At 73.8% G+C, this 11,882-nt stretch carries 9 protein-coding genes; 5 read left to right on the forward strand and 4 right to left on the reverse strand.

Translation table 11 applies throughout. From position 1 onward, the window contains the following. The first annotated feature begins 69 nt into the window (after positions 1–69). The 4 genes from ABLM29_RS10240 to ABLM29_RS10255 all read left to right on the forward strand — a co-directional run bounded on the left by ABLM29_RS10240 (position 70) and on the right by ABLM29_RS10255 (position 4,922). Positions 70–1,278 (forward strand): PucR family transcriptional regulator, encoded by a 1,209-nt coding sequence (locus ABLM29_RS10240; RefSeq protein ID WP_349714000.1) that lies wholly within the window; start codon positions 70–72, stop codon positions 1,276–1,278. Positions 1,279–1,403: 125 nt separating this feature from the next. Next, a complete protein-coding gene (locus ABLM29_RS10245; protein WP_349714001.1) occupies positions 1,404–2,705 on the forward strand; it encodes an MFS transporter in 1,302 nt (433 codons plus the stop codon). A 25-nt stretch (positions 2,706–2,730) separates the two neighbouring features. Beyond that, positions 2,731–4,005 (forward strand): alkyl sulfatase dimerization domain-containing protein, encoded by a 1,275-nt coding sequence (locus ABLM29_RS10250; protein ID WP_349714002.1) that lies wholly within the window; start codon positions 2,731–2,733, stop codon positions 4,003–4,005. Positions 4,006–4,040: 35 nt separating this feature from the next. Further along, positions 4,041–4,922, forward strand: coding sequence for an aldo/keto reductase (locus tag ABLM29_RS10255; RefSeq protein ID WP_349714003.1), 882 nt, complete (start codon positions 4,041–4,043; stop codon positions 4,920–4,922). Positions 4,923–5,265: 343 nt separating this feature from the next. On the opposite strand, the gene ABLM29_RS10260 is transcribed toward ABLM29_RS10255, so the two are convergent. The 4 genes from ABLM29_RS10260 to ABLM29_RS10275 all read right to left on the reverse strand — a co-directional run bounded on the left by ABLM29_RS10260 (position 5,266) and on the right by ABLM29_RS10275 (position 10,648). Further along, positions 5,266–6,969, reverse strand: coding sequence for an Ig-like domain-containing protein (locus tag ABLM29_RS10260; RefSeq protein WP_349714004.1), 1,704 nt, complete (start codon positions 6,967–6,969; stop codon positions 5,266–5,268). Positions 6,970–7,224: 255 nt separating this feature from the next. Then, positions 7,225–8,070, reverse strand: a complete 846-nt coding sequence (locus ABLM29_RS10265; RefSeq protein ID WP_349714005.1) for an SGNH/GDSL hydrolase family protein — start codon at positions 8,068–8,070, stop codon at positions 7,225–7,227. 101 nt (positions 8,071–8,171) lie between these two features. Beyond that, the gene (locus tag ABLM29_RS10270) at positions 8,172–8,765 is read right to left on the reverse strand and encodes a GNAT family N-acetyltransferase (RefSeq protein ID WP_349714006.1); all 594 of its coding nucleotides are present in this window, start codon (positions 8,763–8,765) and stop codon (positions 8,172–8,174) included. 59 nt (positions 8,766–8,824) lie between these two features. Further along, a complete protein-coding gene (locus ABLM29_RS10275; RefSeq protein WP_349714007.1) occupies positions 8,825–10,648 on the reverse strand; it encodes a hypothetical protein in 1,824 nt (607 codons plus the stop codon). A 165-nt stretch (positions 10,649–10,813) separates the two neighbouring features. Here ABLM29_RS10275 and ABLM29_RS10280 point away from each other — a divergent pair, with 165 nt between their 5' ends. Then, positions 10,814–11,800, forward strand: a complete 987-nt coding sequence (locus ABLM29_RS10280) for a glycoside hydrolase family protein (RefSeq protein ID WP_349714008.1) — start codon at positions 10,814–10,816, stop codon at positions 11,798–11,800. Positions 11,801–11,882: the final 82 nt, after the last annotated feature.

Genomic DNA, 11,882 nt, shown 5'->3' on the forward strand with positions numbered 1-11,882 from the left:
GCGGACCGGCCGCGGCGCGACCCGGAGGGACGGTACGACGTGGGGCCGAGGGGCAGGGATCCCGAGAGCGTGGAGCGCGGACCCGTGCGGGTCGAGGCGCCCGACGAGGCGACCCGGGCGGCGGCGACCGCCCTGGTGCAGCGCTGCGTCGGCGGCGTCAACGCGCTCGCCCGCGAGCTCACCGACCGGTGGTTCGTCGACATCCCCGCCTACGACCAGCTCCCGGCGGAGCTGAAGGAGACCGAGTTCGCCGACACGGCCCGGCACGCCACCCGTCAGCTGCTGCTCGCGGTGGGCGGCGAGCCGATCGAGATCCTGCCCCTGATGCGCGCCCGGGCGGCGCAGCGGGCCACCGAGGGGATCCCGCTGCGACTGATGGTCGACGCCTACCTGTTCGGCAGCCAGTACGTGTGGCGGGCGATCGCGCGGGAGGCCCGACCGGAGGAGCAGGCGGCGCTGCCCTGGATCGCCGAGGTGCAGATGCGCCTCGTCGGCGAGGCGGTCTCGGCCGTGGTCGACAGCTACCAGGCGCAGGTCACCGCCGGGCGCGCCGAGCAGGACGAGGGCCGCCAGGCGCTGGCCCGCGCGCTGGTCGACGGCGCCGGGGTGGCGGAGGCGGCCGCGAGCGCCGAGGCGGTCCTGGCACCGGCGTACCTGGTCGCGCAGGTGCGCCGGGTGGACGGCGACGAGGCGACCGTCGCGGCCCGGCGGGCCCGCGAGTTCCTGCGCGCGGACCTGTTCCGCCGCCTGGGCTCGGGCGTGCTGACGCTGCGGGAGTCCGAGGGGCTGGTCCTGCTGCTGCCCCAGGCCGAGGGAACCGATGTGGAGGGCGAGCTGCGGGGTGCGGTCCGCCAGGTCGGGGGACTGGCCGTCGGGACGGCCCCGGCACCCGAGCCGCACCGCGTCCCGGAGGCCGCGGAGCGGGCGCGCCTGATCTCCTCGATCGCGGTCAGCACCGACCGCGGGGCCGGGGTCTTCGGCCTGGGCGAGGTGCTGCTGGAGTACCACCTCGCCGGCGGGCCCGGCGCCGCGGACGCGCTGGTCGAGCTGGTCCGGCCGCTCGTCGAGCGGCCCGACCTGCTCGAGACCGCCTCGGCGTTCATCGATCAGCAGATGGAGCGCGGTCGGACGGCCCGCGCCCTGCACGTGCACGGCAACACCGTCGACAACCGGCTGGCCCGGATCCGGGAGCTCTCCGGGATCGACCTGCGCACGGCCGAGGGCGTGGTGCTGATGACGGCGGCGCTGCTCGCGCGCCGGCTCCGTCCGCAGGCGTAGCCGACGGCCGGGTTGTGAGATGTCACAACCCGCGACCGCGGAACGTGGGACGACGGCCGATTGTCCTGTGACAGCGGGCACAGCAGTGTGGTGCGGGACACAGTTGTCGTCGGAAGGACCCACTCGTGCTCGCATCGACGTCCGGCATCGACCGCCGGTGGGTCGTGACCTGGCTGCTCTTCGGCTTCATGGCCATCAACTTCATGGACAAGGCCGTCCTGGGCATCGCCGGCGAGCGCCTCCAGAGCGACCTCGGGCTGAGCGACACCCAGTTCGGTCTCGTGAGCAGCACGTTCTTCCTCGCGTTCACCGTCTCCGGCTTCGTCGTCGGCTGGTTCGCGGACCGCTTCGACCCGCGCCTGCTGCTGCTGAGCCTGGTGGTCGTCTGGAGCGTCGCCCAGCTGCTGGTGGCGATCCCCGGCACCGGCCTGACCACCCTGGTGCTCACCCGGATCATGCTCGGGGCTGCCGAGGGTCCCGCCTTCGCGCTGGCCAACCACACGGTGTTCACGTGGTTCCGCGACCGTGAGCGGACCCTGCCCAGCAGCATCCTGACGATGGGCGCCCCCGCGGGCATCGCGCTCGGTGCTCCGCTGCTGGCCGTGCTGGTCACCCACGCCGACTGGCGCGCCGCCTTCCTGCTCACGGGCCTGATCGGCCTGCTCTGGGTCGCGGCCTGGGCGCGCGGCGGCGGCAGCGGGCCGTTCGCCGTGCACACCGCCGCCGCCGGGACGCACGAGCGCGCCGACCGCTGGGCGGGCCTGTTCCTGCGGCCGACCGTCTGGGGCGCCGCGATCGCCGGCTTCGCGGCGTACTGGACGATGGCGGTGGCGATCACCTGGCTCCCGCTCTACCTGCAGCGGGCCCGCGACTGGGAGCTCACGCAGGCGGGTGGGATCGCCGCGCTCACCCAGCTGGTCGGCGTCGCCGTGATCTTCTCCGTCGGGCTCGCCTCGCAGCGTCTCCACGTCCGCGGCGTCTCCAGCCGGATCAGCCACGGCGCGGTCGTCGCGGGGGCCCTCGCGGTCGGCGGCGCCGCCGTGCTCGCGGTGCCCCGGGTGCCCGACGGGCCGGTGCTGCTGGTCACCCTGCTCGTCGCGTTCACCGCCAGCAGCTCCACGTTCAGCCTGATCGCCGCGACGATCGCCGAGGTCGCGCCGGGGCGCCAGCGCGCGGCGGTGCTGGGCACGGTGACCGCGCTCTCCGCCGCCGGCGGCGCGTTCGGCCCGGTGATCTTCGGCGCCCTCGTCGACGCCGCCGACTCCGACGTCGCCGGCTTCACGTCGGCGTACACCGTCGGTGGTGTGCTGCTCCTCGTGGGCGCCGTCGTCGCCTCCCTGTTCATCAACCCGGACGGTGACCGCCGCGTCCTCGACGCCGCCCAACCCGAGCACGTCGCGGCGCCCACGGCCGCACGCCCCGCATGACCGCACCGCCTGAGAGGACACCTGGATGAGTCAGACCGTGAACCTGCGTCAGCACGCCGAGGAGGCCTGGAACGCCGAGGGCGACGCCAGCATCGCGCACATCGCGCCCGCGTCGGACCGGGTGCTCGAGGTAGCCGACGGCGTGGGCCTGCTGCCCGGCTTCGGCAACGTGATCACGTTCCGCGACGACGACGAGCTGGTCCTCTTCGACACCGGCAACCCGGTGACCGCGGAGATCAGCCACGCGGCGATCCGCGCCTGGTCCGACCTGCCGCTGACGGCCGCGTTCTACTCGCACGGTCACTTCGACCACGTGATGGGGCTGGCGCCGTTCGACGCGGAGCCGGGCCCGCGGACCCAGGTGATCGCCCAGGAGCGGGTGCGCGACCGGTTCGAGCGCTACGCGCTGACCGCCGGCTACAACGCGGTCATCAACCAGCGGCAGTTCCAGATCCCGGACCTGCAGTGGGCGACCGAGTACCGCCAGCCCGACGTCACGTTCCGCGACGCGATGACGGTGACCCGTGCGGGCTTCACCTTCGACCTCTTCCACGCCGAGGGGGAGACGGACGACGCGGCCGTGGCCTACGTCCGCGAGCACAGGCTGCTGCTGCCCGGTGACATGTTCATCTGGCTGGCGCCGAACTGCGGCAACCCGCAGAAGGTGCAGCGGTTCCCGCGCGAGTGGGCGATCGCGCTGCGCCGGATGGCCTCCCTCGGCGCGGAGATCATGGCGCCGTCGCACGGCGTGCCGATCTTCGGGGCCGACCGGATCGAGCAGGTGCTGCTGGAGACCGCGGAGTGGCTGGAGAGCATCGTCGAGCAGACGCTGGAGATGATGAACGCCGGCGCCCGCCTCGACGACATCGTCGCCACCGTCCGCCCTCCTGCCCACCTGGCCTCGCGCAGCTACCTCGCGCCGAAGTACGACGAGCCCGAGTTCATCGTGCGCAACCTCTGGCGTCGCTACGGCGGCTGGTACGACGGCAACCCGGCCCGCCTCAAGCCCGCCACGGACGCCGAGCTGGCGCGGTCGGTCGCCGCGATGGCCGGCGGGGCCCGGGTGGTGGCCGACGAGGCGCTGCGCCTGCTGAAGGACGGCGACCTGCGCCTCGCCGCGCAGCTGGCCGAGATGGCGACCCAGGCCGACCCCGACGACGCCGACCTGCACGTGGCCCGGGCCGAGGTGTACGCGGCACGCGCCGAGGCGGAGGAGTCGCTGATGGCGAAGGGGGTCTACGCCTGGGCGGCGTCGGAGTCGCGCGCCCGCGCGCCGCAGGAGTCGCCCGACGCGGGCTGAGGCGCACGGGTTGACCGACCCGGTAGGAACGACGCATGAGGACTCGGACGATCGGCAACGACACCGTCGGGCGCGTCGAGGTGGGCGCGGTCGGCCTCGGCCTGATGACCTTCGACCAGACCGGCAGCCAGCCGCGCGGGCAGCTGCTCGACACGGTGGGCGCGGCACTGGACGCCGGGGTCACGCTCTTCGACACCGCGGACGCCTACGGCCCCGGCGAGGAGAAGGGGGAGGGGGCCCAGGGCGAGAACGAGCGGCTGATCGCGTCGCTCCTCGACGAGCTCGGGGTCCGCGACCGCGTCTTCCTGGCGACGAAGGGCGGCCACGTTCGGACGGAGGGCGGCGGCTGGGCCACCGACAGCTCGCGCGCCCACCTGCTCGCGGCCGTGGACGCTTCCTCGGAGCGGCTGGGGGTGGAGCGGATCGACCTGTGGCAGCACCACCGGCCCGACCCGGCGACGCCGTACGGGGAGGTGATCGCGACGCTGGCCGAGATCCGCGACAGCGGCAAGGTTCGCATGATCGGCCTGTCGAACGCGAACGAGCACCAGATCCGCGCCGCCCACGCGGTGCTCGGCGACGCGCTGGTCAGCGTCCAGAACCAGTTCTCGCCGAAGTTCCGGAGCAGCCGGCCGGAGATCGACGTGTGCGCCGAGCTGGGCCTGGCGTTCCTGCCCTGGAGCCCGCTGGGAGGTCTGGGCGACGCGAAGGAGCTGGCTGCCCACCACCCCGCGTTCGCGCAGGTGGCGGCGTCGCGGGGCGTCAGCCCGCAGCAGGTCGCCCTCGCCTGGGAGCTGGCCCAGTCGCCGGTGGTGATCCCGATCCCCGGCGCCAAGCGACCGGCCTCGGTGACCGACTCGGCGGCGGCCGCCGACCTGGACCTGACGGCCGAGGAGCTCGCGCTGCTCGATGCCTGACGCCCGGCCCACGTCGACGCGGCGCCGGCGTGGCCGCTGAGGCTCCGGTCGGTCGGGGTCGTGTGCCTGAGAACCCGGCAGTCCGATGCCTCAGGCACACGACCCGAGCCGACGCCGGCAGGGATGCCATGTAACACGCCGTCCACCGCACTGCGCGGTCGTCCACGTCGCCTTCCGCCCGCCGCAACGGGATCGAAGCGACGCCGACGGCCGAGCAGATCGGCGGACCCCGTGTTACATCGCCTCCGCCAGCGGAAGGCCAGTGCCGAGGCGGGATCGCTGGCCGTCGTCAGGCCCGCCCCAGAGTCCCCATCTCCTCACGCGAGGCGTCGCCGTGCCACGGTCACCGCTTGAGGAGGAAGACCGTGACCTTGGTCTTCTTGCGGTTGCCGGCCTTGTCGAAGCCCTTGGCAGTGAGGATCACCCGGTGACCGGAGCGCTTCTTCGTGGTCATCGAACAGGTGGCCGGTCCTGAGAGGGCGTCGCGGACGACGCAGGTCCGCTTCGGCAGCGAGCCGTGGTACGTCCGGCCTGCCTTCACGCCCTTGATCCGCACCGTCGGCTTGGTCAGGTCCAGGTTGACGGTGACCCTGGCGGTGCTGGCACCGCCGTCGTCGGCCGTCACGGTCCGGCTCACGATCTTGCCCTTGCCCTGGGTCCCCACGACGACCTGACCCGGGCAGGTGCCGATGAGGGCTCCGCTGGTCGGGGTGCAGCGGAAGCTGATGGTCACCGGCTTGCGCCACCAGCCGCGCCGCTTCGGGGCGGACGCCGAGGCGGAGACCTGCAGCGCCGGGTCCGAACGGGTGACGCTGCCCTGGGAGGGCGCGTAGTACTGGTCGCCGGCGTACGACGCGACGACCTGGTGCGAGCTGCCGGTCGGGACGGTGTAGTCGAGGGTGGCGACCGGGTCGGTGGCTCCCGCGGCCAGGTCCGCCTGGCCCACCGGGGACCCGTCGACGGTGAAGGTGACGGTGCCGGTGGGGTCGATCCCGTCGTTGGCGGGCTCCACGGTCGCGGTGATGGTGGTGGCACTCACCGCTGCGGTGGTGGCGGTGGGAATCCCGACCACCTCGACGGTCTGCTGGGCGTGACCGGCGCCGTAGGTGGTGGTGCCTGCCTGGTCGGCGTCGACCACGCACGAGCCCGGGTGGTCGAAGGACACCCCCGAGCCGTCGGGGAGGAGCGAGCAGGCGCTGCCGGTCGTCGCGCCGTTGATGGAGTAGACGATCGGGTTGCCGGAGTCGCCTCCGGTGGCGGAGAAGTCCTGCGTGGTGCCGACCGTCGCTGGACCGGTGAGCGCCTCGAAGTCGATCGGCTGGCCGATGAGATCCCAGGTCAGCACGATCAACCCGTTGCCCGCGCGGGTGCCGGTGTGGCTGGTCACGTTGGTGACCGATTCGGCCGCGTAGCCGGCCCCGCCACCGCCGCCGCTTCCCGACTGGTTGCCGGTGCTGCGGTGGCCGCCGCCGCCACCGCCGGCCCGGTAGCCCCCGCCGCCGCCACCGCCCGGGTGCCAGCCGGCGCCGCCGACGCCGCCGGTAGGCAGCGTCGTGGCGCTCACGAAGGATCCGCTCCCGGCGGTGCCGTTCTCGCTCCCAGCGGCGCCGTGCGCGCTGGTGGTGGCTCCTCCGCCGCCGGTCGTTCCGCCACCGCCGTCGACGCCGGCGGTCCCGCCGGTGGTCGCACCCCCACCGTCCCCGCCGTTGCTGTAGTTGGCGGCCCCGCCGCCACCTCCGGCCGCGAGGAGCAGTGTGCCCCCGTCGTCGACGAGGAAGCTGCCACCCCCGCCGCCCGCGGGGTAGTCGTAGTTGGCCTCGCTGGTCCCTCCGGCCCCGCCGCCGCCGTACCCAGCTGAGCCGGCGGGCCCGTCGAAGTCGTCCACGTCCGTGGCCTTGGCGCCGACGACGAGGGTGAGGGTGTCGCCGGGGGCCACGGTGATGTCGCCGGAGGTGTCCCCGCCCCAGCCGCCGTAGCCGTCGTAGAAGCCGAAGGAGTAGGTCGAACCGCCCGCTGCGCCGTGCACCACCGCGTGCAGGGACGTCACCTGGTCGGGGACGGTGAAGGTCTGGGGTCCTCCGGTGGCGGCATACGTCGCTGTGCAGGAGGTGGCGCCACACACGGGTGTCGGCTCAGCGGCCGCCGCGGGAGCGGAGAATCCCGCCACCACCGTCAACGACCCTCCTGCCACCGCAGCGGCCAAGCCCAGACACGTCGTACGCCCCATTGCACACTCCCCAAGCTCCCTCGACGGCCTTCGTCGTCGCGACAGGCTAGCGGCGAAACAACCCGGGGGTCTGCCCTAGGTCTCGTCGACAGCCCGACCCGCCCTGCGGCGCGCGGCCGGAGCGTCAGGTGACCCCTCGCCCCGCGCCCCCGGATCCTCCGCGGGCAGGCGGTGGATCGCCATGACGGCGTCGGCGAACGCGGCGTGCAGGGTGGGGCTGGGATGGAAGCCGTCGCCGGCGAACATCTCCCGACCGAGCGCCTCGGTGGTCTCGATGCGGAACATCCTCGGGCGGGCGCGGATCGCCTCGACGGCGATCGCGTCGAAGACCCGGCCGCGCCAGCCGAGGGCGTCGGCCAGCGGTCGGGGGAACGCCGGGAAGTGCTCGAGGGGCGGGATGCCGAGGAGGCAGACCCGGGCGTGCGGAGCGGCGGCGAGGACCTCGTCCAGGAGCGCCCCGAGGTCACGGCGGAAGCGGGTCGTGCTGTGGAGGTTCTTGAGGTCGTTCACGCCGATCGAGACGAACACCAGGTCGGCTCCGGCCAGGGCCTCGGGGGAGACCAGCTCCATCGCCTCCGCCGCGGTGGCGCCCGACCTGGCGCAGGCCCGCCAGTCGACCGTCGCGTCGTACCGCTCGGCGAGCCGCAGGGCCAGCTGGCCGGCGATGGAGGACCGGTGGTGATCGAGCGCGTACCCGGCAGTGACGCTGTCTCCGAGCGCGACGACGCTCATGCGGCGGCTGCCCGAGCCGACCCGGCCGATCGTGCCGTCGGCGTCGGCGAAGCGGGGGAGGTTCCGCTTGAGCCGGTATCCCTGGAGCGGCACCAGGGGCAGGCCGAGCCACCAGAGCCGCGCGAGTGGCCCGCCCTGGGACCTGCGGGCCCCGACGGGCCGGTCGCGTGGCAGGTCGAGGCTGGCCATAGACGCGATAGTAGGCCGCACCGGCGCCCGACCGCGCCGGAAGGCGCGCCAGGGAGTGATCCCGCCGCGCGACCGCAACCTGCCCCGTCCGGGAGCGACCGTCACGGCGACGCGTCGAGCCGGTGCCGCACCACCCTGCGGCGGAGGGTGGGGGATGCCTCGATCTCGTAACCGGCGTCGAGGAAGACCTGGAGCAGGCCGACCGACGCCTCGTCCCAGATCACGGTCTTGTCGGGCGGCGGCTCGGTGGGGTAGCCCTCGAGGACGCCAGCGCCGACGCTCCGGCCGTACTCCACGGTGGCGGCGGCGAGCTGGTACGTCAGCCCCTGTCGGCGGAAGCCCTTCCGCACGACGAAGCAGGTGACCGACCAGACGCCCTCGAGGTCGGGGTCCTTCCGCATCCACGACTTCTGCCGGGCCCAGATCCTCGGGTAGTTCTCCCGGGGCTCCACGGCGACCCAGCCGGCCGGCTCGCCGTCGAGGTACCCGATGAGGCCGGAGGTGGGTCCGTCGGTGCCGCAGCCCGTCTGCTCCTCGAGCGCGGCGTCGCGCTGCTCCTGGGTCGTGTCGCGCCAGATCCAGCCCGGCACCTTGAGCGCCTGGCAGCGGCACTTCCGGGCGCCGCCGGCCTCGAAGACGGCCTCGACGTCCGCGCTCGCAGCGTCGTTGGCCGGCCGCCAGGTGAACTCGGGCACACCGCGAGCCTAGAGGGGCTCGCCGTCACCGGCCGGCGAGCCGGTCGGTCGGCAGGCTGTCAGCCGGACCAGTTGGACCTGCCGTTCGCCCCCCTGACCTCGCAGTCGGAGTAGACGATGTCGCCGCCCGCTCCGCCGCCGCAGCGGTCGTGGCCGTCGCCGCCGTGCAGCACGTCTCGACCGTCCTCGCCGTACAGGCGGTCGTCCCCGCCGTCGCCGTACAGGTAGTCGTCCTCGTCACCGCCGTACATGGTGTCCGGTCCGTCCCCGCCGTACAGGTCGTCCCGACCGCCGTCGCCGCGGAGGACGTCGGGGCCTGCTTCCCCGTACAGGATGTCGCTGCCGCCGCCACCCTCGAGCACGTCGCGTCCGGCGCCGCCCTTGAGGAAGTCGAACTCCTTGCCGCCGAGCAGGCGGTCCTTCCCGCCGCCGCCGTAGAGGTAGTCGGTGTCGTTGCCGCCGAGCAGGTGGTCGTCCCCGCCGCCGCCGTAGAGGCGGTCGAACCCGCCGGAGTCGCGCAGCACGTCGTCGCCCGGGCCGCCGAACAGCTTGCCCTGCCCGGACCCGCCACGGACGACGTCGTCACCACGACCGCCGCTCGCCACGTCCTGATCGATGTACGAGCCGTCGCCGGACGTCGTTGGCGATGTGCCCGTCAGGATGTCGTCGGCGCCCGCTCCACCGCAGAGCACGTCGGCCTGGGAGCGGCCCGCGATCCGGTCGTCGCCACCCAGGCCCACGATGACGTCGCGGCCGACACCCCCGGTCAGCACGTCGTCACCGGGCGTCCCGACGATGGTCGCCAGGAGGCCGCGGCAGCGATAGACCCGATCGACCGGCCGCCAGGCGAGGTGTGTGCCCACCGAGGGTCCGCGGAGCCACCGCCGCTCTGCCGCGGCGTCGACGGTGGTGTAGACCGTGGGTCGCCCGGAGCTGCCGCGCGTCGGCTCCACGGTGGCGATCTTCGTCCCGCTCGGCGCCCAGGCGGCGTCCCGCACCGTCTCCTCCGTAAACTCCCGCACCTCGCCGGACGCGAGGTCTGCGATGTGGCCCCCCACCAGCAGCGACTCTCCGTCCGGCGACCACCGCGGCCTGTCCCCGACGTCGAAGGTGCGCACGACCGTGCCGTCCGGCTTCGCGACCACGGTGGCGTCGCCCGTCCCCGCCGTGGACCGCTGCCACGCGACCAGGTCGCCGGTGGGGGACCACGCGGGGTAGCGGTCGCCGGCGCCGCTGCCCGGCAGCCGGGCGACGTCCGATCCGTCCGCGTTCGCGAGGAAGACGCCGGGCTCGCTGTCGACGCAGTCGGGGAGGCACGCCTGCTCCGGGCGGTCCCACAGGATCCGCCTGCCGTCCGGTGACCAGGTCGCGTTCACGTTCCACTCGGCGTCGGCCACCACGGCCGCGGCGTCGCTACCGTCGGCGTCGACGACCCAGAGGTCGCCGTCCTTGCTCCACAGGACCCGCTCACCGTCGGGGGACCAGGCCGGCGTCTCGTGGCGGGCGCCGTCGCCCCCCGCGATCCACTCGACATTGCTGCCGTCGGCATCGGCGACGTAGACCCGCCGGTGGGTGGCGCCCACCCACAGCAACCTGTCGCCGTCGGGGCTCCAGTCGAGCGACCCGGCGCGGACGTGGGTGCCGACGATCCTGGTCCAGCCCCGACCGTCGTGCGCGCTGACGAAGATGCCGCCGCCAGCGCCCGCCCAGGCGATCACGCCGTCCTGCTTGGTCGCGGTCTCGGCCGCGCTCTCGGCCGCGGCGGGCGGTGACTGCCAGGCGACCGCACCCATCAGCGAGGAGGAGGCGAGGGCGAGGGCCAGGGCGGTGGCCTTGAGGTTCACGGCAAGCGACTTCCCGGGATCGACGTCAGGTGGGCTCACGGTGCGGGGGACCCCTGCGTGCTCCCGGAGCGAGTGAGCGAACCTAGCAACCGCATGCCCGTGGTTCCCCGCGCGGGGCCGCGGTCCCCGGCGCCACCGGACGTGGTAGGCGCGCGGCATCCGTGGGGCGCGACGGGCGGGAGAACTCCTGCGAGGATGACGAGCATGCTTCGCCTCGACGACGCCTGGGTCTGGGACTCCTGGTGCGTGGACGACGGCACCCGGTACCACCTCTACTACCTCCAGGCGCCTCGACTGCCGCGTGCCGACCTGCGCCACGACAAGGCGCGGATCGGGCACGCCGTCTCCGACGACCTCCGCACGTGGGAGGTGCTCGGCGAGACCTTCGGACCGGCCGCCGCGGGCGGTTTCGACGACCTCGCCATCTGGACGGGGTCCGTCGTCCGAGCCGACGACGGCTCGTACCGGTTCTTCTACACCGCGATCTCGACCGCCGGGCACGGGCTGCGCGACCAGCGCCTCGGGATGGCGACCTCGACCGACCTGCACACCTGGAGTGCGCGATCGGCCGCGCCGCTGGTCGCCCCCGACCGACGCTGGTACAAGACCCTGGCCGACTACCCCGACGTGCGAACCAGCGGCCCGGCCCTGGAGACGGTCAGCGAGACGTGGCGGGACCCCTTCGCCCTCCGGGACCCCGACGGGGACGGCTGGCACCTGCTCGTCACGGCCCGGGCCGTCGGGGCCGCCCGCAACGACGACGGCGTCGTCGGCCACCTGCACTCGCCCGACCTCGAGACGTGGACGGTCCTTCCGCCGCTCTCCTCACCGGGGACCGGCTTCGGGCAGCTCGAGGTGCTGCAACCCCGGCGGATCGACGGCCGGTGGGTGCTCGTCTTCTCGTGCCACCCCCAGGAGATGACGCCCGAGCGGATCGGGCGCACCGGCGAGTTCTGCACCTGGTCGCTGCCGTGCGACGGCCCCCTCGGGCCGTTCGACATCGACGCCGCCCGTCCCTTCACGGCCGACCCGACCCTGCACGCCGCGCCGCTCGTGCAGCGGCGGGACGGCTCGTGGGTCATCTTCGGCTTCCACAACCTCGAGGACAGCGGGGGAGAGAGCTTCGAGATCGGCGACCCCATCCCCGTCACGCTCGACGGCGACGGGTACCTCGTCGCGGCGGCGGGCTAGTGACCTGCACTTGAAATCCGCACCCTAAGTCGCACCCCGAGCACGCACCTCGCCGCGTTGGCAGAGCTTGAGATACGCCCGG

Source organism: Nocardioides sp. YIM 152588 (assembly GCF_040191335.1).
Classification (GTDB): Bacteria; Actinomycetota; Actinomycetes; order Propionibacteriales; family Nocardioidaceae; genus Nocardioides.

Excerpts from the sequence above, each read along its gene's own strand:
- ABLM29_RS10280 (WP_349714008.1), top strand. The coding sequence starts at position 10,814 with ATGCTTCGCCTCGACGACGCCTGGGTCTGGGACTCCTGGTGCGTGGAC.
- ABLM29_RS10255 (WP_349714003.1), top strand. The coding sequence starts at position 4,041 with ATGAGGACTCGGACGATCGGCAACGACACCGTCGGGCGCGTCGAGGTG.
- ABLM29_RS10250 (WP_349714002.1), top strand. The coding sequence starts at position 2,731 with ATGAGTCAGACCGTGAACCTGCGTCAGCACGCCGAGGAGGCCTGGAAC.
- ABLM29_RS10265 (WP_349714005.1), bottom strand. The coding sequence starts at position 8,070 with ATGGCCAGCCTCGACCTGCCACGCGACCGGCCCGTCGGGGCCCGCAGG.